Source organism: Streptococcus sp. 27098_8_113, assembly GCF_041432545.1.
Taxonomy (GTDB): Bacteria; Bacillota; Bacilli; order Lactobacillales; family Streptococcaceae; genus Streptococcus.
The window spans coordinates 51,295-78,233 of sequence record NZ_JAPVZU010000011.1 but is presented as its reverse complement, the minus strand read 5'-3'; the positions used below and the strand labels follow the sequence as shown (position 1 = coordinate 78,233).

The following is a 26,939-nucleotide window of genomic DNA, read 5'->3' as shown; positions in this document are numbered from 1 at the left end:
ACGCGTGATTGAAATCTTCCGTTATCTGACAGATCTTTACCAAGAAGCTATGGATGTGACGGATGAAGAAGGCGACGATGTGACCAACGATATCTTCGTTGGAGCTAAGGCAGACCTTGAAAAGACGATCTGGATGTTGACAGCTGAGCTTGGTCAAGCACCAGGTTTGTAAAATGATGTTTAAAGAGGCTGGGACAAAAGTCCTAGCCTCTCAATTATCTTTGGATTGTCGAGCAAGACGCAGTGGTTGAGTGGGCTCTACTACGCTGATTTCATTAGCTTTTACAGCCCTACTCAACTGTGCGGAGGTGGGACGACGAAATCGAATTCTAACGAATTACCGATTTCTGTCCCACTCTCAGTTTTTTATTTTGTCCTACGAGATACTTTCCTCGCCCTTTCCTTAAAGAAGATTTAACTTTTTCTTAAAGATAACTGATATCAGCTAGCTTTAAGCCGCAATCTGTATACTTTCTACACATCATCTAAGAAAGAGGTATGGATATGGACTATCTAGTGATTCCGGCTTACGAGCCTGATTATAATTTGATTAAACTGATTCAAAAAATTCAGAGCAAGAGCGGTTTTCATATCATTGTCATCGATGACGGTAGCTCAGCCAAGCGCCAGACAGTCTTTGAAAAGGCTGAACAATATGCGACTGTCCTCCATCACGAGAACAATCAAGGCAAGGGGCAGGCGCTGAAAACTGCCTTCGCCTACATCCAGTCTCTGGGTCAATACGGAACGGTCATCACAGCGGATGCGGATGGCCAGCACAAGGTCTGGGATATTTTCCGCGTGGCAACCAAGGCTGCCAAAAATCCCAATCGGCTGATTCTGGGAGCACGCGCCTTTACTGGCAAGGTGCCTCTGCGCAGCCGATTCGGTAACAGTCTGACTCGGTCTCTCTTCAAGCTCCAGACTGGCGTAGGTGTCTCCGATACTCAGACAGGCTTACGAGCCTTCACGACCAACATGATTCCCTTTATGCTGAAGGTAGAAGGGCAGCGCTATGAGTACGAAATGAACATGCTCCTAAAAGCCAGTAAGGAATATCCCATTTTGGAAGTGCCTATTGAGACGGTCTATATCAATGACAATCAAGGATCGCACTTCCGACCTGTTAGAGATGGACTCATGATTTATAAAAATATCTTCAAATTCGCCCTGACTTCTCTCAGCAGCTTCATCGTGGACTACATAGTCTACGCACTGGCTCTCTTATTTTTAGCTGCTGCTCCGACCAGCCTGAGAATTCTCCTAGCCAACGGGATTGCCCGCGTGACCAGCTCGGTCTTCAACTACTCGACCAATAAAAAGCTGGTCTTTAAGAACGACGACAGTATACTCAAGACAGGGACTGGCTATTTCAGCCTAGCTCTGGTGCTCTTTATCCTAGACACACTGCTGATTCGCCTCTTTTACGCTGTCTTTGGGCTCAATCTTCTGATTGTCAAGATCATCGTCGGACTGCTGCTCTTTACCGTCTCTTGGATGGTACAAAAGAGATTCATTTTTAAGGAAAGGACACACACTGCATCATGAAATTTTTAAAGAAAGGCTATGCCTACGCCTCGATTTTTGGCCTACTTCTGACAGCTTCTTTTAGCTACTCCATGTTGAAAACCTTTGTCATTGCAGAGACCATTTCCACAGTCTCAAGCACCGCTTCTTCGTCCAATGCCGAGGCTGCCAGCAAGGCTGCCGAAACAGCCACAGTGACAGATACTAGCTATTCAGACGACAATATCTCGGTCACGCTGACTGAAAAGACCGTCAACAATACCCAAGTCTACATAGCTGATGTGACCGTCAGCTCCGCTGAATATTTGAAAACAGCCCTTGCCAACAACACCTACGGAACCAATGTCACCGCCAAGACTTCAGAAACGGCCGCTAATAACAAGGCTATTCTAGCGGTTAACGGCGACTACTACGGTGCCAATTCTACCGGCTATGTTATCCGCAACGGTGTCGTCTACCGTGATACCGTCCGAGAGGACGCCAGTAATGGAGATTTGGCTATTTACAAAGATGGCTCTTTTAAAATCATTTACGAAAATGAAATCTCTGCCGATCAGCTGATCAAAGACGGTGTGGTCAATCTCCTAGCCTTCGGCCCAGCCCTCGTAGAAAATGGTGAAATTGTCGTGAATACCAAGTCCGAAGTTGGCCAGTCTATGGCTTCCAATCCACGGACAGCTATCGGTATCATTGATGAAAACCACTATATCATCATCGTTTCAGACGGACGCACTTCAGAAAGTCAGGGACTTTCCCTCTATGAAATGGCTGAAGTCATGAAATCTTATGGCGTCAAGACTGCCTACAATCTTGACGGTGGCGGCTCGTCCACTATGTACTTCAACGGTCAGGTCATTAACAAGCCTACCACCAACGGAAATATTTCAGAAAGGGCGGTGAGCGACATTGTCTACATCGGTTACTAATCCCAGCAAAAAACGTTTCAAAAAAACAGCTGTTTCCTACATGCTGCTAACTATTTTCTTCTTTGCTTTCAGCAGAATCTATGAATCCTTCAGCTTCGGGGAAACATCTATCCACATGCACTATCTCTTTGCCCTTCCTCTCGTTGGGGGCATCCTCCTCCTGCTCTTTATGAAGACCATTCCTAACCTCTCTCGGCTCAGCCTTAACCTCTGGAACTCAGCTGTAGCCACTATGACAGCCGGTATGCTCTTTCGTGGCATCGTCAATCTCTCTGGACGATCCACGACACTGGACATCTCCTACTGGTACGTAGGAGCAGGCTTTGTGGCTCTGGCACTATTCTCCATGGTCTTTACGCGCAGTGTATGGGTAAATAAAGAGACCAGCTCAACATCCTAATCTCATAAAAAAACAGAAAGGTCGTGGTGTTTAAGCCACGACCTTTATTGAACACAAATCTGCTTTTTCTATAATCAACAATAGAACTTCTAAGAAAATCTTTGCCATCAAGTGGAAATGGGACTGATTTGTAAAATTAGACGATTCTACCCTGATCAACAACCAACTTGCCTGCTTTATAAACCTGATGGGTCAGGTTAGTCGCAAAGAAATAAAGTGGATAGTCGATATTCTTAGCGTCTAGAATGGTAATGTCCGCCTGCTTACCAGTATCAAAGCTGCCAATCTTATCTTGACGGTTAACTGAGTAGGCCGCATTGATAGTTACAGCATTGAGAACTTCTACTGGCGTCAGACGCATCATAAAGCAGCCCAGCTGCATGACGAACTGCAGGTTAGCTGTTGGACAAGAGCCAGGATTGCTGTCAGTAGTCAGGGTAATGGCCATCCCAGCTTCCAACATCTTGCGGGCTGGTGCATAGGTATCTTCCATCAGACTGAAGGTAGTCGCTGGCAGGAGATTGCCGATAACCTTGGCTTCTGCCATCTTGCGAATGCCCTCATCGGTCGCTACCATCAAGTGCTCTGCGCTAGTTGCTCCCAGTTCAGCTGCTACATCTACTCCGCCGATAGACTCGATCTCATCAGCATGGATACGGAGCTTGAAGCCCATTTCCTTAGCCTTAGAAAGTAAGTAGCGTGACTCGTCAGCTGTAAAGACACCTTTTTCACAGAAAATATCACAGAACTCAGCTAGATTTTCTGCTTTTACCCGAGGCAGCATTTCCTCGACGATGAGCTCCAGATATTCCTGAGAGCGTCCCTTGTATTCTGGTGGAACGGCGTGGGCAGCCATAAAGGTCGAAACTAAATCAATATCATGGTCACGGTCCAGAGCTCCAACAACATCCAGCTGGCGCTTCTCTGTTTCCCAGTCCAGACCATAGCCACTCTTGGCCTCAACAGTCGTCACCCCATGAAGCAGCATATAATCCAGTAACCTCTTGGACTTATCGTAGAGAGTAGCAAAAGAAGCTTCTCGTGTCGCCCGAACCGTACTGAGAATACCGCCGCCTTGAGCAAGAATTTCCAGATAAGGGACACCTGCTAATTTTTTGGCAAATTCATGTTCCCGGCTGCCACCATAAACCAAGTGAGTGTGACAGTCGATTAAGCCAGGCGTGGCAATCTTGCCCTCATAAGACTGAATCTTAGTATCTGGTCCAACCAGACTGGCATCCGGCTCTCCGCTGCCAACTGCTAGGATTTTGCCGTCTTTGACTGCAATGTAGCCGTCTTCCAAAACCTGAGCTTCCTTCATCTCCTCGCCAAAAAGGGGATGTCCGAGGTCCTTGGGACAGAAGACTTGATTAAAGTGAGTTAATAGTAAATCAGCAGTCATGCTTGTTCCTCCATTCATTTTCCAACTTATTCGCTTTCCATCATAATACACTATCGTCAAATTATAGTCAAAAACCAATATATATTAGATATATTGATATTTTTTATCTATAGGAATATTTTCTTGACTTTGTACTGACGGCGTTGTTATAAAATAAGGTCAAATCTTAAGTTATTTTACAAGGAGGAAATAAACATGTCATTCTACAGCGAACAAGATATTGCAGCAGCAATGACCGTCAAATTAGACGATGTATTACCTGAAAAAACGGTTTTCCAAGAAGGCATCCGTCGAGCACCCGATCGGGGCTTCCGTTTGACTCAAGCTCAAACCGAAATTGCTCTTAAAAATGCCCTTCGCTATATTCCAAAGAGATTTCATGAGGAAGTGATTCCAGAATTTCTGGAAGAGCTGAAAACTCGCGGACGGATTTATGGCTACCGCTGGCGTCCAAAAGAACGCATCTACGGCAAACCAATTGACGAGTACAAAGGAAACTGTACTGCGGCCAAAGCTATGCAGGTTATGATTGACAACAACTTGAGCTTTGAAATCGCCCTTTATCCTTATGAATTGGTTACCTACGGAGAAACTGGATCTGTCTGCGCTAACTGGATGCAGTACAACCTGATCAAGAAATACTTGGAAGTCATGACCGACCATCAAACCCTGGTCGTAGAATCTGGCCATCCACTTGGACTCTTCAAATCCAAACCAGAAGCACCTCGCGTTATCATCACTAATGGCCTCTTGGTCGGTGAATACGACAATATGAAGGACTGGGAAATTGCAGAAGAAATGGGCGTGACCAACTATGGTCAAATGACAGCTGGCGGCTGGATGTACATCGGCCCTCAAGGTATCGTCCATGGTACTTTCAACACCCTCCTCAATGCTGGACGTTTGAAGCTGGGTGTGGCTGACGACGGCGACCTGACTGGCAAACTCTTTATCTCTTCTGGTCTGGGTGGTATGAGTGGAGCTCAAGGGAAAGCAGCTGAAATTGCTAAAGCAGTAGCAATCATAGCTGAAGTAGACCAATCTCGGATTGAAACTCGCCACTCCCAAGGCTGGATTAGCCAATTGGCTGAAAGTCCGAAAGAAGCTATCGACTTGGCTCAAAAAGCTCTGGAAGCTGGCGAATCAACTTCTATTGCCTATCACGGTAACATCGTAGACCTTTTGGAATACGTCAACGAGAATAACATCCATGTTGATTTGCTGTCTGACCAAACTTCTTGCCACAATGTCTACGACGGCGGCTACTGTCCGGCTGGTATCAGCTTTGAAGAGCGGACTCGCCTCCTAGCTGAAGACAAGGAAACCTTTGCTAAGCTGGTTGACCAAACCTTGGAACGTCACTTCAAGGCAATCAAGACCCTGACTAGCAATGGTACCTACTTCTTTGACTACGGTAATGCCTTTATGAAGGCAGTCTATGACTCTGGCATCAAGGAAATTTCTAAGAATGGCTTTGACGACAAAGACGGCTTTATCTGGCCATCTTATGTAGAAGATATCATGGGCCCAATGCTCTTTGACTATGGTTATGGTCCTTTCCGTTGGGTATGTCTGAGCGGTAAGCACGAAGACCTAGTCGCTACTGACCATGCAGCTATGGAAGTAATCGACCCTAACCGCCGCTACCAAGACCGCGACAACTACAACTGGATCCGCGATGCAGAAAAGAACCAGCTGGTTGTTGGAACTCAGGCTCGAATTCTCTACCAAGACTGTATGGGCCGTGTCAATATCGCCCTCAAGTTCAATGAATTAGTCCGCGAAGGCAAGATTGGTCCTGTCATGATTGGCCGTGACCACCACGACGTATCTGGTACTGACTCTCCATTCCGTGAAACTTCTAATATCAAGGACGGTTCTAATGTTACCTGCGACATGGCTGTGCAATGTTACGCTGGTAACGCAGCTCGCGGTATGAGCCTGGTAGCTCTCCACAACGGTGGCGGAACTGGTATCGGTAAAGCAATCAACGGTGGCTTTGGCTTGGTATTAGACGGTAGTGAACGTATTGATGAAATCATCAAATCTGCTATCGCTTGGGATACAATCGGCGGAGTTGCACGTCGTAACTGGGCTCGCAATGAGCATGCTATTGAGACAGCCATCGAGTACAACCGCCTCCACCAAGGCACAGACCACATCACCATTCCATACTTAACTGACGAAGATTTGGTCAAAGAATCTGTTAAGAAATTGTTCGAATAGGAAAAACTTGTCCCCCAACTTCTGAACTGAGCTGGGTATCAACCTGGCTCAGCTGGAAGTTCCACTTTATTCACTTTATCATTTTAATAACATATATCACGAGGTAATATCTTATGGCAAAAATTGTTGAATGTATTCCTAACTTTTCTGAAGGCCGCAACCAAGCGGTCATTGACGGTCTAGTGGAAGTAGCTAAGAGCGTGCCAGGCGTAACACTTTTAGACCACTCTTCTGATGCCAGCCACAACCGTAGCGTCTTTACCTTGGTAGGTGATGATCAAAACATTCAGGAAGTTGCCTTTCGTTTGGTCAAATACGCTTCTGAAAATATTGACTTGACCAAGCACCAAGGTGAACACCCTCGTATGGGCGCAACTGATGTCCTGCCTTTTGTACCGATCAAAGACATCACAAGTGAGGAATGCGTAGAAATTGCGAAGACAGTATCTGAGCGGATTAACCGTGAGCTCGGTATCCCTATCTTCCTCTATGAAGATGCAGCGACTCGTCCAGAGCGTAAGAACTTGGCTAAGGTTCGTAAAGGACAGTTTGAAGGCATGCCTGAAAAACTCTTGGAAGCTGACTGGGCTCCAGACTATGGTGAAAGAAAGATTCACCCAACCGCAGGTGTTACTGCTGTCGGAGCGAGAATGCCGCTCATCGCCTACAACATCAACTTGGATACAGATAATCTGGAAATTGCCAACAATATTGCCAAAATCATCCGTGGATCAAGCGGTGGTTACAAGTACTGTAAAGCGATCGGCGTTATGCTGGAAGACCGCAACATTGCTCAGGTTTCTATCAACATGGTCAATCTGGAAAAATTCCCACTCTATCGTGTCTTTGAAACTGTTCGCTTTGAAGCCAAGCGTTACGGAGTTGGAATCCTCGGCTCAGAAGTCATCGGTCTGGCTCCAGCCAAGGCTTTGATTGACGCAGCAGAATACTATCTGCAAATCGAAGACTTTGACTACGGCAAGCAAGTTCTGGAAAACCATTTGCTAGGCTAGGAGGACAGAAACCTATGAAATTAGTAGATTTAAGTTTGACAGAATTTGCCCAAGTCCTAGGCTCAGACGCTCCTGCACCAGGAGGTGGCTCTGCCGCTGCTCTTTCAGCAGCGAACGGTATTTCCCTGACTAAGATGGTCTGTGAATTGACCCTTGGCAAGAAAAAATACGCAGAATTTGAAGCAGAAATTGCTCAAGTGCACGCAGAAAGCGCCCGCCTGCAAGAAAGCTTGCTCACAGCTATTGACAAGGACACTGAAGCCTTCAATCTAGTCTCCGCCGTCTTTGATATGCCTAAGGAAACAGAGGAAGATAAGGCTGCCCGTCGGGAAGCTATGCAGCAAGCCCTCAAGGAAGCTACAAAGTCACCTTATGGCATGATGGAAGACATCTTGGCTGCCCTGCAAACAACTCAAAAGGCTGTCGGCAAGTCCAATACCAACGCTGCCAGCGACCTGGGGGTAGCAGCTCTCAATCTTAAGGCTGGGCTGCAAGGTGCTTGGCTCAATGTCCTCATCAACCTCTCAGGTGTCAAGGATGAAGCATTCGTCGCAGACTACCGCAGCAAGGGTGAAGACCTCCTACAAAAAGGCTGCGCCCTAGCAGATGAAATTTATCAAGAAATTTTGAAAGTTGTCTAATAGATAAACGGAAGAGAAGTTCACTCTTTCCTGTGAATGGACTTCCTCTTCTTAAGAGGTAACAATATGGTTTTATCAGATATTGAAATTGCGAATTCGGTTCAAATGAAGCCCATCAAAGAAGTGGCAGAAAAGCTAGGCATTGCTGAAGACGCCTTGTCTCTTTATGGAAATTACAAGGCAAAAATCAGTGCCGGCCAACTGGAAGCCCTCAAAGACAAGCCAGACGGCAAACTGATTCTCGTGACAGCTATTTCTCCGACACCAGCCGGAGAAGGCAAGACCACGACTTCTGTCGGATTAGTCGATGCTCTAGCTGCTATCGGTAAAAAAGCCGTTATCGCTCTGCGGGAACCTTCACTCGGACCTGTCTTTGGTATCAAAGGCGGAGCTGCTGGTGGTGGTCACGCTCAGGTTGTACCCATGGAGGATATCAACCTCCACTTCACTGGTGACTTTCATGCTATCGGTGTTGCCAACAACCTGCTGGCGGCCCTCATTGACAACCACATCCACCATGGAAATGCCTTAGGCATCGACTCTCGCCGCATCACTTGGAAGCGGGCAGTTGATATGAATGACCGGCAGTTGCGCCACATTGTGGATGGCCTGCAGGGCAAGGTCAATGGTGTTCCACGTGAAGATGGGTTTGACATTACAGTTGCTTCTGAGGTTATGGCTATTCTCTGTTTGTCAGAAAATATCACTGACCTCAAGAACCGTTTGGAAAAGATTATCATTGGCTACAGCTTTGAAGGTAAGCCAGTAACTGCCAAGGACTTGAAAGCTGGTGGGGCTATGGCTGCTGTGCTCAAAGACGCTATCCATCCAAACTTGGTTCAAACTCTGGAACACACGCCAGCCTTGATTCACGGTGGACCTTTTGCCAACATTGCCCATGGCTGTAACAGTGTCCTAGCTACCAAGCTGGCTCTCAAATATGCCGACTATGCAGTCACAGAAGCTGGTTTCGGTGCTGACCTAGGTGCTGAAAAATTCATTGATATCAAGTGTCGTACATCTGGTCTTCGTCCAGCGGCTGTAGTTCTAGTTGCTACCATCCGCGCTCTCAAGATGCATGGTGGTGTGGCCAAGAGCGACCTGGCTGAAGAAAATATCCAAGCCGTTGTAGATGGTCTGCCAAATTTGGAAAAACATCTGGAAAACATTCAAGATGTTTATGGCTTGCCAGCAGTCGTTGCCATCAATAAATTCCCGCTGGACACTGAAGCAGAACTGCAAGCAGTTTATGACGCCTGCCAAAAACGCGGCGTTGACGTCGTTATTTCTGACGTCTGGGCCAATGGCGGAGCCGGCGGTAAAGAGTTGGCTGAAAAAGTCGTTGAACTGGCTGAAGGAGACAATCACTTCCAATTTGTATATAATGAAGAGGACTCCATTGAAACCAAGCTCAACAAAATTGTTACTAAGGTTTATGGAGGTAAGGGCGTTCGCCTGACTCCTGCCGCTAAGCGCGAGCTCAAACAGCTGGAAGAGCTGGGCTTCTCCAACTATCCTATCTGTATGGCTAAGACTCAGTACTCCTTCTCAGACGATGCTAAAAAACTTGGTGCGCCTAAAGACTTTGTTGTGACGATCAGCCAGCTCAAAGTTTCTGCCGGTGCAGGCTTTATCGTTGCTCTGACTGGTGCAATCATGACCATGCCAGGACTGCCTAAGGTGCCAGCCAGCGAAAAGATTGATGTTGACAAAGACGGCAATATCAGCGGTTTGTTCTAATAAATACCAAAAATGACACATATAACCCTTCTAAAATCAAACGATTTTCAAGTTTCCGATTGGTCAGGGGGAAAGACAAAACAACTTTATCTTTCCCCGCCAACTGGCCACTATGGCAAGCGGAACTTTGACTATCGACTCTCGACAGCAACTGTGGAGTTGGCTGAAAGTCAGTTTTCTGACCTCAGCGGCTTTCACCGCATTCTCATGAGCCTGGACCACACACTTCATCTCCACAATGCCAGCCGGCAGGAGGAAACGGTTCTAGCTCCCTTTACCCCCTATTTTTTCGAAGGGAGTGATTCTATCACAAGTCGTGGGACTTGTACCGACTTTAATTTAATTTACAGCGACCATTATCAGGGACAGATGCTTGCCATCTCAGATAGAGAAGAGCTTAGTCAAGATGAAGCAATTCAATTTATCTATGCCTTGAGTGATTTGATGGTGACAGGAACAGGCCTGCCATCGCTTAACCTAGAGACAGGGCAACTTCTGATAGTGGAAAAAGAGGCTCAGGAAACTGAGCTGCAAATAATGTTTTCGAGTAACCAGCCAAAGGGTGCTCCCCTTGCTATATGGGCTGGTTTGACCCATATCCCTACTAAGTAAAGATACAAGGATGTCCTATCATCGTTCTATCTTTACTTGGAAAGGATCCCACATCTCTAAAGGAGAAACATTATTATGAATGCGACTAAACTCACTACACAAGAACAAGAGCGAGAAAATGCGAAATTCAGCTTTTCTGGCGCTACTCTCTATGGTATCAATGCTGTTATCGGTTCAGGAATTTTCCTCCTGCCTCAAAAGATTTATAAAGGACTGGGTCCTGCTTCTCTAGCTGTCATGCTGGGAACTGCCCTCCTCGTTATTCTCTTAGCCGTCTGCTTAGCAGAAACTGCTGGTTATTTTAATAAAAACGGCGGAGCCTTCCAATATTCCAAAGCAGCCTTTGGGGACTTTGTCGGATTTAATGTTGGCTTCCTAGGCTGGGCGGTTACCATCATCGCTTGGTCAGCAATGGCAGCAGGATTTGCGAGACTTTTTGTCATTACTTTTAAATCCTTTGCCCCCTATGAACTTTTACTCAGTGTGAGCCTGATTATCCTACTCAGTCTGATGAATATCTCAGGTCTTAAGACCTCCAAAATGTTCACCTTGACCGCAACCGTAGCCAAGCTCATCCCAATTGTCGCTTTCAGTCTATGTGCAATTTTCTTCATCAAAGGAGGAATTGACAAAGGAAACTTCACTCCGTTTCTTCAGCTAGAACCTGGCGTAGATATCATGAAAGCCATCTCTAGTACAGCTATCTATATCTTCTACGGTTTCATCGGTTTTGAAACCATGTCTATCGTTGCTGGTGAAATGCGCAACCCAGAAAAGAATGTGCCTCGGGCTATTTTGGGCTCTATCAGTATTGTCTCTGTTCTCTATATGCTGATTATCGCAGGAACTATCGCCATGCTAGGTAGCCGAATCCTACAAACAGATGCCTCTGTGCAAGACGCCTTTGTCGAAATGATTGGCCCTGCTGGAGCATGGATTGTTTCTATCGGAGCGCTGATCTCTATTGCTGGACTTAACATCGGGGAATCTATCATGGTCCCACGTTATGGTGCAGCCATTGCAGATGAAGGCTTGTTACCTAAAAAAATCGCTGAAACCAACGCTAAAAACGCCCCTGTAATTGCCATTATTATCTCTGGACTTTTGGCCATTGCCCTGCTCTTTACAGGAACATTTGAAGTATTAGCGGCTCTCAGCGTAGTCTTCCGCTTCTTCCAATACATCCCAACTGCTCTAGCCGTATTGGTATTGAGAAAGAAATATCCAGATAAGAAAGTGGTCTTCCGCGTTCCATTTGGTCCTGTCATCCCAATTTTAGCGGTCCTAATCAGCCTCGTCATGATTTGGGGTGAAAATCCAATGAACTATGTCTATGGTCTCATCGGTGTCCTTGTCGCCAGCGCAGTCTACTATATCTACATAGTACTGATTTGTAAAAATAAAGTTCTTGAACAAAAAGGAGAATGAATCTTATGACACATGTAATCAATTTGGATGGCGAACACCTTACTTTAGAAGATGTCATTGCAGTAGCTCGTCATGGAGCTATCTGCGAAATCAACCAAGAAGCTAAGAAGGCTGTAGAAGCTTCCCGTAAAATCGTGGATGACATCGTCCGCGAAAAGCGGGTGGTCTACGGCGTTACGACTGGATTTGGCTCCCTCTGCAATGTCAGCATCTCGCCAGAAGATACGACTCAGCTGCAAGAAAACTTGATTCGCACCCATGCTTCAGGATTTGGCGATCCTCTTCCTGAAGATGCAGTCCGCGCGATCATGTTAATCCGGATTAATTCTCTGGTCAAGGGCTATTCTGGTATCCGTCTCTCTACTGTCGAAAAACTTCTGGAATTGCTTAATAAAGGTGTTGTTCCTTACATTCCAGAAAAAGGCTCTCTGGGAGCTTCTGGCGACTTAGCACCGCTGGCTCACATGGTTCTGCCTATGCTAGGACTGGGGCGCGCTTACTATCAAGGTGAATTACTCTCTGGACAAGAAGCTTTGGACAAGGCCGGCATCGAGAAAATTGCTCTAGCAGCCAAGGAAGGGCTGGCACTGATTAACGGAACGACTGTCCTGACAGGTATCGGAGCTCTGGCTACCTACGATGCCATCCAGCTACTTAAATTATCAGATGTCGCTGGTGCCCTTTCCATGGAGGTCCACAATGGTATTACCAGTCCATTTGAAGAAGACCTGCATACCATCCGTCCTCAAAGCGGACAGCTGGCTACAGCCCGCAATATCCGCAACCTTCTGGAAGGCAGTGGCAATACGACTGTAGCCACTCAACAGCGGGTCCAAGACCCATATACCCTGCGTTGTATTCCGCAGATTCATGGTGCCAGCAAAGACTCTATAGCTTATGTCAAGACCAAGGTTGAGATTGAAATCAACTCTGTTACAGACAACCCTATCATCACCAAGGAAGGGCATGTCATCTCAGGCGGTAACTTCCACGGAGAACCAATGGCTCAGCCATTTGACTTCCTCGGCATCGCTATTTCTGAAATCGGCAATGTATCCGAGCGTCGTGTAGAACGTCTAGTCAACAGCCAACTGAGCAAGCTTCCATCCTTCTTGGTCAAACATCCAGGACTCAACTCTGGCTTTATGATTACTCAGTATGCTTGTGCTTCGCTTGCTTCTGAGAACAAGGTCTTGTCTCATCCGGCCAGCGTAGACTCCATCCCATCTTGTGAAAACCAAGAAGACTTTGTCAGCATGGGAACTACTGCAGCACGCAAGGCAGCTGAAATTCTCAAGAATTCTCGCCGCATCGTGGCAACAGAAATCATGGCAGCCTGCCAAGCTCTGGATCTAAAACCAGAAAACCATGAACTTGGTAAAGGAACCAAGCCAGCCTACGACCTCTTCCGTCAGCATATCCGCTTTATCGAGTTTGACAAGGATATCGAAATCTATGAAGAACTCAACAAGGCTTCTGATCTGATTGAAAACGAAGAATTCCTAGCAGCCGTTGAAAAGGCTGTAGACTTGAGCATTCAGTTCTAAAGCTGATGACTCTGTAAAAAGTTAACCTAAGAAGCCCGCTCTCATGCAGCTGGGCTTCTTTTCCCGCCAAAAGTCATTGACAGGCCTAGCGGAAACTCTTATAATAAAGTCGCAAGTATCGTTATGGAAAAGGACAAAATTATGTTAGAAGATTACTATCAGCTAGACAACCGTTACTATCAGCGAGGTCCAGAGGACAATCTATATACTGCTAAGTGGGGCATGGTCATTGAGTTTCTGGACTTAAATGATCTTAGCTTAACTCCTTTTGAAGGGGTGAACTTTGCCCTGATTGGCTTCAAGAGCGACAAGGGTGTCTATATCAATAACGGCCGAGTGGGGGCTGTCGAAGGACCACAAGCTATCCGAACTCAGCTGGCCAAACTTCCTTGGCATCTAGGTAGAAACGTTCGAGTATTTGACGTTGGCGATATTGACGGGCCTAACCGCTCTCTGAAACAACTGCAGCAAAGCTTGGCACGAGCAGTCAAACGCCTGCGAGAGCTTAATCTCCGACCCATCGTTCTAGGCGGCGGCCACGAAACAGCCTACGGCAACTATCTGGGGCTCAAGTCGTCACTAAATCCTGACCAAAACTTAGCTGTGATCAATATGGATGCCCATTTTGACCTACGCCCCTACGATCAGACTGGGCCCAACTCCGGTACCGGTTTTCGTCAAATGTTCGATGACACCTTAGCTCAGAAACAGATCTTTAACTACCTCATCCTAGGAATTCAGGAGCACAATAACAATCTCTTTCTCTTTGACTTTGTCGCCAAGTCTAAGGCTATCCAGTTCCTGACTGGAATGGATATCTACCAAATGGGTCACAAGGAAGTCTGCAAGGTAGTTGATGCTTTTCTAGCCGATAAAGAGCAGGTTTATTTAACCATTGATATTGACTGCTTTGCAGCTGGCGCTGCTCCTGGTGTCAGTGCCATCCAGTCGCTCGGTGTGGATCCCAATCTGGCTGTGCTGGTCTTCCAGCACATCGCTGCTTCAGGCAAGCTAATTGGCTTTGACATCGTCGAAGTCTCTCCCCCTCACGATATAGATAACCATACGGCCAACCTAGCAGCCAGCTTTGTCTTTTACCTAACCCAAATCTGGGCACAAGTACATGACTAATGGGGATTTAAAAACTTCATTACAAACATCAAAAGAGGATGAACATTGCTTTCATCCTCTTTTATTTGTGCTCAATTCTTAAGACAAGGTTCGACGTAAGTTTTCTAATTCCTTTAGTTGATGACGATCCCGGTAGGGATTGAGCTGACTTTTGGCTGTTTCATAATAAGTTTCAAAGTCCTGAGCTAATAAATTTTCAAAACCAGCTTCCTGCAAGCTACCAGCTAGCTGGCGATACTTGATCACAGCCATCAGATAGTAGATCAAGCCCTTGTCCCGCGGATTGCCATAGCGACTAATGAGACTATCCTTTTTCCGCAGCAGATCAAGCACCGGCTGGTAATCCCCCTTCTCGCAGCCAATCAAGGCCAAATAAACTTCCAGCTGGGTCTCTTTCCAAGGAAAGCTGAGCGACTTCAGGGCTGCTTTCGCTTTCAGCAAAATTCGCTCCGCCTGTTCATAATCTTTTAGCTGATAGTAAGTCAGCCCCAAGCCTATATAGAAAGCAAAAATCGAAGGCTCTGCTGTTTTATTTTCCGTCAGCTCAATCGCCTCTTTCTGATGAGCCAGCGCTGTCGTGAAATTCCCACGAATCTGCTCAATCTCTGCCAGATAATCTAGAGCCGCCGCAATCTGAATCGAATACTTTGAGCGCAACGAAGCCGTCAAACTAAAGCAATCGATAGACTGGTAGAGATGGCGGAGCGACTGCTCCTCATCTCCAATCATGAGATGATAAAGCCCCTTAAGTCGAAGATTCATCGCAATAGCTTCGTGATTATTGGCCTGAACTGAAGCATCCAGAGCCAACTCCGTATAATAGCGCATCTCAGGAATATTCTCCGTCTGGATACAGTAGTAAATCATTTGCCGATAGCCTTCTAGGAGAAAATCCATCTGCTGCAGCTCTTTAGCAGAAGCAATCACCTGCTGGATGTTGTCCATTCCCTGCTGGTAATTTCCCGTCCGGATAGCATAACGCCCTTCCAGATAGAGAAAGCGGAGAAGCAATAGCTGAAAATCTTTGTGATTCTGGTGTTTTCTTTCTAAGCCTTCTATTTCCCGACGGATACAGTCAAACCGGTCTAAAACTACGGACTGATCGGTATCATCCGTCTTTTCGATAAAGCCAAACTCCCGCGAATAAATCGGAAAGAGCTCGTGATGAAACTGCAAGGTGGCCTCGAGATAATGCAACTCATACTCCAGAGACTTAATCGGTTGTTTAGACATCTTATAATGATAGGCAATGTCATTGAGCAGCTGAGCATGATAAAGAGAGGCTCCTAGCTGGTCTTCCATGCCTTGGGCAATCTGGTGATGTAGCATCCGCTTCTTGGCAAGCGGCAAGCGCTCATAAGCATAAATCCGCAAAAGCTCCTGGCTGAATCGTAAAACCAATTCATCCTGCTCTTCTTCTATTAAAAGCTGTTTTTGCCCAAATCCTTCAGCAATTTCGACTACTTCTTCCACAGATAGGCCTAGCAACTGAGCTAAGAGTGCTACCGAAGCAGGGGAACTAAAGCAAGCCAGATAGTCAACCAATTCCTCCTCCTGGCTGCTCAAATAGCCTAATTTCAGAGATAGTTTTGCTTTAATAGCTGAGGTCAATGGCTGGAATTTCTCACCCCGAAGAAGCTGTTCCGCATACTCCGACAGAAAGAAAGGAATGCCCTGACTGACCCGATAAATAGCCTCAAGCCGTTCTTCAGATATGGTTAACTGTCCAGTCTGGGCCTGTAAATAAGCCACACTTGCCTTAAAATCCAGCGGCTGCAGTTCAATGCAGTCTAGCTGGCTACGAAGCAATAAGCGATTGAAAAAACGTCCAAGATAAGGTGGCGTACTCAGATGCTTGGTCAGCACAAAGGCTACTGGATAATCCCTCAAATGGTTCATAACCTGCTCTAAAACAGCCACACTAGCCTCATCCATCCAGTGACAGTCCTCAACCAAGATCACCAGAGCCTTTTTCTTCGAAATCTTTTGCAAAATATCCAGCACAAACCGAGCCAGACGATCCGTATTCAGCTCAAGATCCGAAGCTTCACTTGCCATCATCGGAAAATAACTATCCAAAATAACCTGCCACTGGCTAGTCGAAAGGATCTGATGCTGAATGACTAAGTCGCCCAAGCCATCTAGCAGACTGCGCCAAGGCTGCAATCCAACCGTCATTTCTTCCTTGAAGCACTCTGCCATAACAATCTGGAAATACTTGGTCTGATTAGCCAGTACTTGTCGAGTCACTGTCCGTTTGCCGATGCCAGTACCACCGACTAAGAGCAGCGCACGAGGTTCTTGCCTCTCTAAAATCTTAGAAAAATAAGATTCCAAACGCTTGATTTCATCCACTCGACCAAAAAAGTGGTCCGTATTACGTAAAAATTGCTTGATCTTACGCTCACTGCGATCCTTGGCCATCACTTCATGATACAGCTGTTGAATTGCTTCATTCGGGCTAATCCCCAATTCCTTGTCCAAGAGATTGACCAATTTATAATAAGTCTCAATCACCTTACCAGGTCGATCATTCTCCTGATAGAGCTTCATCAGCAGATGATAATTCTTTTCATCAAACTCATCGATACTGATCATACGGCGCAGATTGTGCTCTGATTCTTCCAAATTCGATGGATCTTTTTCCAACTTTTGGTAGCAAGCCTGGATATAGATCTGCTCATATCGCGTCCGCATCTTGGACACCCAATAGTCAAAGGCTTCACTATCCTTGAGATAGAAGCCCTGCAAAAAATCACCCTGATAAAGCGACAGATGCTCCGCTGGATGGTCCTTGAAAATTTCTACATCACTTTCAATCGCACACTCGGGATTAAGCGACAGCACAGTCCGGTTGGGAGCAATAATCCATTCTCCACCTAGTAGCTTATTGGCTTGATAAATTGTGTTGCGCAGATTCTTTTTGGCAGTCTGATTATCCTTGTTTTCCCAGAGGATTCCTGCAATCTCCTCCCGATTGACTGTTCCATTGATATGGAGATAATAGAGCAGAGCATTGATTTTGGCAAAAGGAAAATAGAGCTTCTCCTGATTAAGAAAAATACTCGGACTTCCCAACAATTTCAACTTCAAACGATCTTCGGTCATGTAAACGCCTCCAAGAAAGCTTATAAAACTAATATAAACAAAATAAGACATTTTAGCAAGCAAGAAAAGAACGATTCTATCATTTATCAGCTTCTAAATGATCAAACTCTATAAACAAAAACCACTAAACAGCAAATGAATCTGATTAGTGGTTTCTTCATTCATCTTAAAAAGATTGAACGGATGGGGTATGGTTAAAAAGCGCATGGGTCGCCTTATAGATATGGTAAGCTGTTGCCGCGTTATTCATCGTATAGAGATGGATCCCTGCTACATCATGGGTCACCAAGTCGACAATTTGATCCACCGCATAGGCTAAACCAGCTGTCCGCAGGGATTCTGGATCATGTTCATATTTATCCAGAATCGCCTTGAATTTGCGCGGAAGATGAATATTCTCACACGTTTTCAAAAGACGAAGCGCTTGGTTTCGGTTAAGAATAGGCATGATCCCTGCATGAATCGGAACATCGATCCCAGCCAAGGTACACTTATCTTGGAAATCATAGAAACGTTCATTGTCAAAGAAGAGCTGAGTGACAAGACTAGAGCAGCCCGCATCAACCTTTTTCTTAAGATTTTGAATATCTGAGATCTGGCTTGGTGAGTCTGGGTGCCCCTCTGGATAGCAGGCACCGATGATGTCAAAATGTGGTGCTTCTGTCTTGATATACTCAATCAAGTCAGTCGCGTATCTAAAATCATCCTTAGGCGCCACATCTGGAAAAATATCGCCTCGCAAAGCCAAAATCTGATTAACCCCAACACGATCCAGAGCCTGCAAGATATTGGATACCATTTCCTTGGTTAGATAAACAGCTGGCAAATGGGCAATCGTTGGAATCTCAAGCTCATTGGAGATGAACTCAGCCAAACGAACCGTTGTCTCCTCAATATCAAATTTATTATTGCTGGCAGTCACACTGATAAAGTGGGGAGCCAGATCTTGCATCTCCCTCAACGCCTGAAAAATCTTATCATTGCCTACTGCCGGATTAGGAGGAAATACTTCAAATGAGAGACTAGGAGTTTGGCGATTCACCATAGAGATAAAATTCCTTTCAATCTACTAACTATCAGCCTATAACAAACCTGCAAACAGCTTTGTTGCAGGTTTATCAGAGCTGAGTTTAAATGTAGAAATAATATTAATTCAGTTTTTGTCTAGCTGCTTTAGCCGCTTCGACAAGGCGGATCAAGCTTTCTTTTGTTTCTGGGATACCACGTGTTTTCAAACCACAGTCAGGGTTGATCCAAACTTTCTTGCTTGGAACTTTAGCAAGGATGGCTTCGATTGTGTGGTCGATTTCGCCTTCGTTTGGCACACGAGGTGAGTGGATATCGTAAACTCCAGGTCCCACTTCTGTTTGGAAGTTTTTCGCTTTGAGTTCGTCCAAGATTTCAAGGTTTGAACGGCTGGCTTCAAAGGAAATAACGTCCGCATCCATGTTGTCGATAGCTGGGATGATATCTGTAAATTCTGAGTAACACATGTGAGTGTGGATTTGCGTATCAGGCGCTACTGTAGAGTGTACCAAGCGGAAGGCAGGGATTGCCCAGTCAAGGTAGTCTTCGTACCAGTCGCTACGACGGAGTGGCAATTTCTCACGAAGAGCAGCTTCGTCGATTTGGATGATTTTCACACCTGCAGCTTCAAGGTCAAGAACTTCATCCTTGATCGCAAGAGCGATTTGAAGAGTTGAGTCCTTGATAGAGATGTCTTCACGTGGGAAGGACCAATTCAGGATTGTAACAGGTCCAGTCAACATACCCTTAACAGGTTTGTCAGTACGGCTTTGCGCATAGCTAGACCATTTCACAGTGATTGGGTTAAGACGAGTGACATCGCCCCAGATGATTGGTGGTTTCACTCCACGCATACCGTATGATTGTACCCAACCATTCTTAGAGAAGAGATAACCTGACAAGTTTTGGCCGAAGTACTCAACCATGTCATTACGCTCGAACTCACCGTGCACCAGCACGTCAAATCCGACTTCTTCTTGCCATTTGATCCATTCGTTAATTTGCTCTGCCAAGAATTTGTCATAGTCTTCTGCTGACAACTCACCCTTACGGAAGGCCAAACGTTTGGCACGAACTTCTTTTGTTTGAGGGAAGGAACCGATGGTTGTTGTTGGAAGAGCTGGAAGTTTGAAAGCTTCTTCTTGGATGGCTTCACGTTCAGCAAAGGCTGGCAAACGAGTGTAGTCTGCGTCTGTCAATCCAGCGATACGCGCACGAAGTTCTGCATTTTCACCCACACGCTCAGTTGCAAAGAGTTCTTTGTTAGCTGCAAGAGCTTCTGCACCTTGACCATTGCGGATAGCATCCAAGTCACGAAGTTCTTCCAATTTTTCAACTGCAAAAGCAAAGTGGTTCAAGATAGCTGGCTCAAATTCTTCGTTAGCAGTTGTAAATGGCACATGAAGAAGGGAGCATGAGCTTGTCAATACGATGTTTTCAGCTGGAATTTGCTCAAGAACAGCCAAGCTCTTTTCGTAGTTGTTGCGCCAAATGTTTTTACCATTGACAATACCTGCATAAAGAGTCTTGTCAGCTGGGAATCCACCTTTAACAAGTTCAAGAGTTTTCTTACCTTCTACAAAGTCAAGACCGATCGCATCTACTGGCAAGTTCACAAGGTCAGTATAAACGTCACGAACGTCACCAAAATAAGTTTGAAGCAAAACTTCAAGACCTTTTTTGTCAGCCAAGAGTTTGTTGTAGAGATTCAAGAAGAGAGCTTTTTCTTCAGCAGTCAAGTCTTTGACAAGAGCCGCTTCATCCAGTTGGATACGAGTTGCACCAAGTTCAGCCAATTTTGCAAAAACTTCTTGGTAAGCAGCCACAAAGCTGTCTACGAAGTCTTCTGCTTTCACACCTTCTTCAAAGTCTGACAATTGAAGGAAAGTGAATGGACCTACAAGAACAGGACGAGTGTTGAGACCAAGTTCTTTCGCTTCTTGGAACTCATCAAAGATCTTGTGACCAGCCAATTTAACTTGAGTGTCTTTTTCAAATTTAGGAACAATATAGTGGTAGTTGGTGTTGAACCACTTCTTCATCGGAAGGGCACGCACATCCCCTTTTTCACCTTGGTAACCACGCGCCAAGGCAAAGTAGCGCTCAAGGTCAGTCAAGTCCAAGTTTTGAACAGAAGCAGGCACCACGTTGAAAAGGAAAGCTGCATCTAGGAAGTTGTCATAGTGAGAAAAGTCATTTGATGGGATTTCAGTGATGCCTTTTTCTTTGACAATGTTCCAGTGCTTCGCACGCAAGTCTTTCGCTGCTGCCAAAAGTTCGTCTGCTGAGGTTTCATTTCTAAAATATTTTTCAGTTGTAAATTTTAATTCGCGGAATTCACCCAAACGAGGGAAACCAATGATAGTCGTTGACATAAACGTCCTCCAAAAATTGTTGTTGAAACTATCTTAACAGAAAATCCGCCCTCTGTATAATTGGAATTTCCCAGAGTTTGATATAGTTTAAAACTATATCACTATTATATACAAAAGAAAAAGATTTGAGACACGTGTCTCAAATCCTTTTTTTGCTTGTTTTTAAGTTACATACTAGTTTATAGATTAAAACAGGCTATCGCTAATTCTTATAAACAACTATGACTTGTTATTAGAAAAGACTATAGGTTATCTAAATTTTGATCTTTTTGATTTCTCTTTTCGCTTTTTAATAAAATGAGCGAATCAATTGGAGTCCACTGCTAACTATACTAAACTTTAAGCATCTTTTCATCTTCTAAAAATTTCCTGACACTTAAGATACAAAGTAATAATTTTCTTTTAGTTCTCGGAAACGATCAAAACTGAGAATGCCCTCATTTTGTAATCTTCCTAGAATAATACTCGGGTGAATATTTATTTCTTCAGCAAATTGAAGGATGTCCGACTTATCAAAGTTTCCTTTTTCTACAAAAGTTTGATAGTCTTCAGGGTTTATCAAAAGATCTTTTGCAAACTGGTCTGCCTCTTCCTCAGAACGTCGGTATGAGTCACTGTTTCCGTCTTCAGATGAAAAATCGTTCTGTAAAATGTGTCCAATCTCATGGAAAAGTGAGAACCAGAAAATATCGGATGCCTTGTTTCGGTCTGTCAATAATAGCAAGGCACTACCATTGCTGAATTTTTTTGTAGCACCATTCAGATTAGCATTTGCCAAAGCAGGTAGACCGACTAGAACAACACCACAGTCTAGCAAGATGTCAGACAAGCGTTGAGGAAAGACCTCTGGATCTTGTCTTGTCAACTTTCTCAACGCCGGCAGGCTTCTCTCTAGCTTTCTGCGATTGAGTTTAATTGTCGTTTTATCACGCGCCTTTTTAGATGCCAACTCCAGCATGATATTGGAGTTTACTATACTTTTAGGCGTAAACTCACGTGTATTCCGATAACTCACTAGATGATTGAAAGTTAAGAGGTTTTCTAAACTCGCCACCCCTAGAATCTTGCGAAGCTCGACGATCTTTTCTTTCAAAGTATAGCGTTTGTCTGGAACGTAGCCTTCTTCCTTAAAATACTTGAAATCAATCATCTCACAGATGTCTTTCTCGCCACCTTCTTCTAGCTCTCTTTGTTCTGCAATCTCTGCAACCTTTACATCGTAAGTATTCTGAAGATTGAGCCAGGTTTGCATGGAAACTCCGCTTAGCTTGGCTAACTTATGAGCCATATCCTTACTAATAGACTCCTCAGCATTGACGATTTTGCTGACAGTCTTTGCAGAAACTCCCAAACGCTCCGCAAATTCCTTCTGCGTTACGTTATAATCTTCGATTAACTCACTGACATACTGACCTGGATGAAAAGCAATCAGGTCTTTGGATTCAATAATTTTATTACTCATAATGATTGCTGACCTCCTCTATTTTTAGGATTTCGATTTCAACGGGACTAGGAAATACCTTTTCTAGATCCTCATCACGAAATTCTACAATCAACCGATAGGAACTCCTTCGACCATCTATATCCAAAGCAAACTGCCCTTGTCTCTTTCCCCTGAGTTGGTGAAAGTGATACTTAGGAAAAGCTGTCACACTAGCCAAAGAATCCGCCGCTTCCAAAAAGTTAATTAACTGATGCAACTTTACAGCAAGCTTATCCGAAAAATCTTTTTTCGCTCGCCTCAGCTCTGTGCACTGCTTTTTAACAGTTTTATTTTTATAGATAAGCTTCATAAGTCCCTTTCTGTTTAAATTAAATTACCTTTTAGGTAATTTAATTGTATCATCTTTAGAAAATAAAAACCAGCCAAAAATTGATTTGGCAGGGATATTAAATCAGGTTGATGTATCTGACTGCTTTTCCATCACCCTTTAAATTTTTCCAAAAACTGTTTGAGTTCGGTATCTGCTTCTAGTGTGGTTCCGTAAAGTTGGTTCAGCATTTTAAGTAAAGAAGCTGTTTGGCTTTCGATTGCTTCGTTTGTCGTGTTAATCTTGCTGACGATGTCCGTCAGTGGTTCGACTTCTTCTTCCTCAAAGGTATCTACATAGCTTGCTAGATGGGCAAACTTGTCAATCTCCTCACGAGACTTGTAGGCTTCCAGAATCTTCTCAATATGAGTATCCACCATGATATTTTAGTTTTTCCTCTCATCAAACTCCTTAGAAGCATCGATAAAGTAGACATCACGATTGGTACGGTTCTTTTTGAGAACGATGACCGTCGTTGGAATGCTGGTGTTGAAGAAGATATTAGCTGAGAGAGTCTTATCCCATTTTTATTTTACCGCTTTCTTCAGAACTTCCCTTAATTCTTCATCAACGGCAAAAATATATAAACCATTTACACCACGCGTTAACAAAACATTTAGTTCATTTCGCAACAGTCTTTCTCCATAGTTTACTTTTTCACCATTTGCAAGTTTACGATTTTGAACAGCACCCTTATTTTTACTTTCAGAAATATCATAAATGATTTTGCCATCTCGATACTTCCCAGATGGTCCGATAATAACACCTACATAATTCAAATCAAATCCCTGAACTGTAAACGTAGAACCTATTTCATCAATTGTTTGAGGCTGCTCTATCCAAGACAATTTGGCATATTCCTTCTCTGGCTTTAATTGTTGATTCCAAGGAGCCTTCCAGTCACCGATTTCAACAAACCATTTTGGTCTCACTTGCTTCTTTTTTTCTTCAACAAAAGGCCAATCATATGTTGCAACTAATCTAGAAATACCTAGTTTTTGATCTTTATTCTTTAACTTAATAGCTTTTTGTAGTTCCAAAGGAGAATCAAAGATTCTAATATCATATTGTTTATCTTTTGTTAATTTCTTAATCTCACCTTCATCAATAATACTACGAATCCAATCAATAGTAGCAGGATTTGCGTTAATTCTCATTTGGTTACGCAATTCAATTAAATTTCCTGCAAGATTAGCCTCATGTTCCAATTCTAAAAATGTATTATCAGTCCATATTTGAGATTTATTCATAATCTGTTTATCATCATAAACCAGAACAACTACTTTTGATTGTGCTAGTAAATCTTTTAAATGATTTCCACCAAGATATGCTTGATTTTTCGCAGTAAGCAGTAGATGGCCTTCGTCAACTATAACCACTCCTGCTTTAATCTTCTCTTTTCTCAAGGCATTTAAAAATTGAGTAGGCTTCATCGCCACTTCCAAACTAGAGCCACTATTCCAATTTAGTTTTCTTTCAATTTCTTTATATACACTTAATTGATTATTATGATTTACAACAAGATTAATGTAATTATTATCCTTAATAAATGAAATATCTTCAGAATTTAATAAATCATCCACAAGCGAACTCATTAAAACTGTTTTCCCCGCTCCAGCTTCTCCTTTAACTAGAATGAGTGTTCCATCTTGATTTTTACTAATCGAGGCACTTATTTTATTAATAATAGTGTTTTTAGCTTCGATTTGTTCTTCGGTCAATTTATGAAACGGAGACGCTTTGAAAATTGCTGAATTTCGAACAATACTCTCAACAGGGAATAAATGTTTGTTGCTCTTTCTTAGCAAACGCCAAATTTTTGAAAAAATTGAATCTAACTCATTAGATGTATAATATTCATTTTGAGGATTTCCTCTTCTATTTTGTACTCTGGTAACATTGTCGACACTTGATAAATAAAGCATTAAACGATTTTCTATGTCTAGAGTTAACGACTTATTAAAATGATTGTGACCAATTACAAACATCTTCGTTGTCGAAGATGTTGCAAAATCTCTCCAATCATCTCTATTCTCTTTTTTTATATCGGCAATTAAGTGTTGACTAGTTCGCCGAATTATATCAGTTGTTTCTCCTATGTATACACTAAATTGATTCTTCTTCTCATCATTAACAATATAAACTACCGGATAATCAAATAAAAATTTTATATCGTTTTTGTGTTCACTAAATTTAAGTTGATTTCTAAGATTTACCAGAGAATCACTTGTATATTCTATCTCTCTTACAATTGGACTTTTTATTTTAACCATTATTTCTCCAACTCAGTATATTTTTTGTTATTACCCTTACTTAACTTAACAGGATATTTCCGATTATTATCAATTAATTTATCTTCAATAATCTGTTCTACATCCAATTGTAAATTATCAGCTAACATAAAACTATAAATTAGGACATCAGCAAGTTCCTCTTTAACTCTATCCAATGATTTACTGGTGACCTCCTCGGATTCCTTCCATTGGAACAACTCCAAAAGTTCACTAGCTTCCAGTGAAATAGAAATAGCTAAATCTTTTTCATTGTGAAACTTTCTCCAATCACGATCATCTCGAAATTGATTTATTTTCTCTATTATTGACTTCATGATTATTTCTCCAATATAAATCTACTAACATATATTATAACATGAAGCGGATTCATAAATAGAGTAAATGTAATAAAAAGAAGGAGTAAATCCTTCTCCTGTGAACTATTCAATTTTACTCACTTACTTGGTTAGAAGTTCTATCAATTCTTCATCACTAAGTGATTTATTATCACTGAACCTAATTGAACTATCATAATAGGCTTCATAGTATTCAGGTGATATTAACGTCTTATCTAAGATATAGCTTTTATCTTTATCCTTTTGATAATTTGCTACTATCTCTGATTCTCGTAATTCTTTTTTAGATTTTGGTGTACCATTAGCCCTTTGATGCTCTTCACTCAACTGCAAGTGTTGAAAGATAACTGATATATATCTGGAAGGATTTACTAGAAATCTTTTACTAGCGATAGACTTTGGAACTAAAATTAAAAGTTCCTCCACACCACTTTCATTAGGAACAAGTACATACTGGCTTTCAAAGGTAGCCCACTCATGACTTTCAACATCCCAATAATCAAATCGTTGTACTTCATCACTGATTTTTAAACCGTGTAATCTAGCTTGTTCTAAAGAATATAAAATCAATTCTTTTTTTAATAAGCTTACCAACAAATCTGACATCCTATCTTCTGAAAATTTCTTTACAAAAATAGGCATCGCTATAGGAGTCAGTAATTTTTCTTTGATTTTATCTACTGATTTATAGACATACCCAAAAAATTGATCAAGCATCTGCATTGAAACACCTGTCCCTTTGGAGTTATTAACAGAATATCCAAAGTGGATAGCATTACATTCTTTAGAGTGCGAAAACAATTGTAATGCGCCTGCTTTATTACCCAAAGTGTACATTTTATAGACTGTCTTTACAAAATCATTAACAATATTCCTAAAACTATCTGATAACAGCAATGGGTCTAAAAATAATTTAACATCCTTTGATGTGTCTACATCAACAAAATCCAATCCTACTTGGATAGACTTTCTATTTAATAATCTTGATATTCTAATAATATCTACCTCTTTCCTTAATTCTTTGTAGAAAAAAGAAAAATTATCAAAATGAGATTTACATTTCTTTTATGTAGTGTTAGAATAAAATATAATTTTTTTAAATAGTGCCTCTATCACCATTTTGAAATTCACTATTTTTAGCCAGTCGTCAGCGCCCACTGACGTCTTTTTTCTACAATCTATATTATAACAAACAAAGCTAAAAAATCAATATATTGTGCTATTTTTTGCAAACAAAACAGAAAAAACACAATATATTGTGGAGGTTTCTAGTTTACCCATATTCTCTCTATTCTCTATATTTAGTGCATTTCATTTCTCAATACTATATCAAAATATCCCCTAGAACATCTATTCTAGGGGATATTTCATGGTTATAGATTGATATTTACCTACCA

The 26,939-nt window shown here is 43.0% G+C and carries 21 protein-coding genes and 1 pseudogene; 12 read left to right on the top strand and 10 right to left on the bottom strand.

Going from position 1 to position 26,939, the window contains the following annotated elements; all coding sequences use genetic code 11:
* The 4 genes from O3644_RS07435 to O3644_RS07420 form a co-directional block, all read left to right on the top strand.
* Window positions 1-172 (top strand): ferritin-like domain-containing protein (locus O3644_RS07435; RefSeq protein ID WP_371595391.1); only part of this gene is annotated, 172 nt, incomplete at its 5' end.
* A 326-nt stretch (window positions 173-498) separates the two neighbouring features.
* Window positions 499-1,548, top strand: coding sequence for a bifunctional glycosyltransferase family 2/GtrA family protein (locus tag O3644_RS07430; RefSeq protein WP_048764730.1), 1,050 nt, complete (start codon window positions 499-501; stop codon window positions 1,546-1,548).
* Window positions 1,545-2,453, top strand: coding sequence for a phosphodiester glycosidase family protein (locus O3644_RS07425; protein WP_048764733.1), 909 nt, complete (start codon window positions 1,545-1,547; stop codon window positions 2,451-2,453). Before O3644_RS07430 ends, O3644_RS07425 begins: the two co-directional genes overlap by 4 nt.
* On the top strand, window positions 2,434-2,853 hold the full coding sequence (locus O3644_RS07420) for a hypothetical protein (protein WP_048764736.1): 420 nt from the start codon (window positions 2,434-2,436) through the stop codon (window positions 2,851-2,853). The genes O3644_RS07425 and O3644_RS07420 overlap by 20 nt, the downstream gene beginning before the upstream one ends.
* Before the next feature lie 136 nt (window positions 2,854-2,989).
* On the opposite strand, the gene hutI is transcribed toward O3644_RS07420, so the two are convergent.
* Window positions 2,990-4,255 (bottom strand): imidazolonepropionase, encoded by a 1,266-nt coding sequence (hutI, locus tag O3644_RS07415; protein WP_048764737.1) that lies wholly within the window; start codon window positions 4,253-4,255, stop codon window positions 2,990-2,992.
* 195 nt (window positions 4,256-4,450) lie between these two features.
* On the opposite strand from hutI, the gene O3644_RS07410 reads away from it, so the two are divergent.
* From O3644_RS07410 to hutG, 8 genes are all read left to right on the top strand, one after another.
* The gene (locus O3644_RS07410; protein WP_048764741.1) at window positions 4,451-6,481 is read left to right on the top strand and encodes a urocanate hydratase; all 2,031 of its coding nucleotides are present in this window, start codon (window positions 4,451-4,453) and stop codon (window positions 6,479-6,481) included.
* A 113-nt stretch (window positions 6,482-6,594) separates the two neighbouring features.
* Entirely contained in the window at window positions 6,595-7,494 is a 900-nt protein-coding gene (gene ftcD, locus O3644_RS07405; protein WP_012130840.1) for a glutamate formimidoyltransferase, read from the top strand.
* A gap of 14 nt (window positions 7,495-7,508) precedes the next feature.
* Window positions 7,509-8,135, top strand: a complete 627-nt coding sequence (locus O3644_RS07400) for a cyclodeaminase/cyclohydrolase family protein (RefSeq protein WP_048764744.1) — start codon at window positions 7,509-7,511, stop codon at window positions 8,133-8,135.
* Between the two features lie 66 nt (window positions 8,136-8,201).
* Window positions 8,202-9,875 carry a formate--tetrahydrofolate ligase gene (locus tag O3644_RS07395; protein ID WP_371595389.1) on the top strand — a complete coding sequence of 558 codons (1,674 nt, stop codon included), beginning with the start codon at window positions 8,202-8,204 and terminating at the stop codon, window positions 9,873-9,875.
* A 12-nt stretch (window positions 9,876-9,887) separates the two neighbouring features.
* Window positions 9,888-10,487, top strand: coding sequence for a HutD family protein (locus O3644_RS07390; protein WP_371595388.1), 600 nt, complete (start codon window positions 9,888-9,890; stop codon window positions 10,485-10,487).
* 75 nt (window positions 10,488-10,562) lie between these two features.
* Window positions 10,563-11,915 carry an APC family permease gene (locus O3644_RS07385; RefSeq protein WP_371595387.1) on the top strand — a complete coding sequence of 451 codons (1,353 nt, stop codon included), beginning with the start codon at window positions 10,563-10,565 and terminating at the stop codon, window positions 11,913-11,915.
* Between the two features lie 5 nt (window positions 11,916-11,920).
* Complete coding sequence (gene hutH, locus O3644_RS07380) at window positions 11,921-13,462, top strand: histidine ammonia-lyase (protein WP_371595386.1); 1,542 nt, start codon at window positions 11,921-11,923, stop codon at window positions 13,460-13,462.
* Between the two features lie 141 nt (window positions 13,463-13,603).
* Complete coding sequence (hutG, locus tag O3644_RS07375; protein ID WP_371595390.1) at window positions 13,604-14,593, top strand: formimidoylglutamase; 990 nt, start codon at window positions 13,604-13,606, stop codon at window positions 14,591-14,593.
* Window positions 14,594-14,671: 78 nt separating this feature from the next.
* On the opposite strand, the gene O3644_RS07370 is transcribed toward hutG, so the two are convergent.
* The 9 genes and pseudogenes from O3644_RS07370 to O3644_RS07330 all read right to left on the bottom strand — a co-directional run bounded on the left by O3644_RS07370 (window position 14,672) and on the right by O3644_RS07330 (window position 26,493).
* A complete protein-coding gene (locus O3644_RS07370) occupies window positions 14,672-17,701 on the bottom strand; it encodes an AAA family ATPase (RefSeq protein ID WP_048764760.1) in 3,030 nt (1,009 codons plus the stop codon).
* Between the two features lie 166 nt (window positions 17,702-17,867).
* Window positions 17,868-18,746: a methylenetetrahydrofolate reductase [NAD(P)H] gene (gene metF, locus O3644_RS07365; protein ID WP_048764763.1), complete on the bottom strand. Its 879-nt coding sequence runs from the start codon at window positions 18,744-18,746 to the stop codon at window positions 17,868-17,870.
* Between the two features lie 103 nt (window positions 18,747-18,849).
* A complete protein-coding gene (gene metE, locus O3644_RS07360) occupies window positions 18,850-21,102 on the bottom strand; it encodes a 5-methyltetrahydropteroyltriglutamate--homocysteine S-methyltransferase (protein ID WP_371595385.1) in 2,253 nt (750 codons plus the stop codon).
* 376 nt (window positions 21,103-21,478) lie between these two features.
* Window positions 21,479-22,564: a HigA family addiction module antitoxin gene (locus O3644_RS07355; RefSeq protein WP_371595384.1), complete on the bottom strand. Its 1,086-nt coding sequence runs from the start codon at window positions 22,562-22,564 to the stop codon at window positions 21,479-21,481.
* On the bottom strand, window positions 22,557-22,895 hold the full coding sequence (locus tag O3644_RS07350) for a type II toxin-antitoxin system RelE/ParE family toxin (RefSeq protein WP_048764774.1): 339 nt from the start codon (window positions 22,893-22,895) through the stop codon (window positions 22,557-22,559). The genes O3644_RS07355 and O3644_RS07350 overlap by 8 nt, the downstream gene beginning before the upstream one ends.
* Before the next feature lie 131 nt (window positions 22,896-23,026).
* A pseudogene (locus O3644_RS07345) lies at window positions 23,027-23,425 on the bottom strand (N-6 DNA methylase); the annotation flags it as partial.
* Window positions 23,426-23,440: 15 nt separating this feature from the next.
* Complete coding sequence (locus O3644_RS07340) at window positions 23,441-25,186, bottom strand: DUF2075 domain-containing protein (RefSeq protein WP_048764778.1); 1,746 nt, start codon at window positions 25,184-25,186, stop codon at window positions 23,441-23,443.
* Window positions 25,186-25,521 carry a nucleotide pyrophosphohydrolase gene (locus tag O3644_RS07335; protein WP_048764782.1) on the bottom strand — a complete coding sequence of 112 codons (336 nt, stop codon included), beginning with the start codon at window positions 25,519-25,521 and terminating at the stop codon, window positions 25,186-25,188. The genes O3644_RS07340 and O3644_RS07335 overlap by 1 nt, the downstream gene beginning before the upstream one ends.
* Window positions 25,522-25,644: 123 nt before the next feature.
* Entirely contained in the window at window positions 25,645-26,493 is an 849-nt protein-coding gene (locus O3644_RS07330; protein ID WP_152901992.1) for a hypothetical protein, read from the bottom strand.
* Window positions 26,494-26,939: the final 446 nt, after the last annotated feature.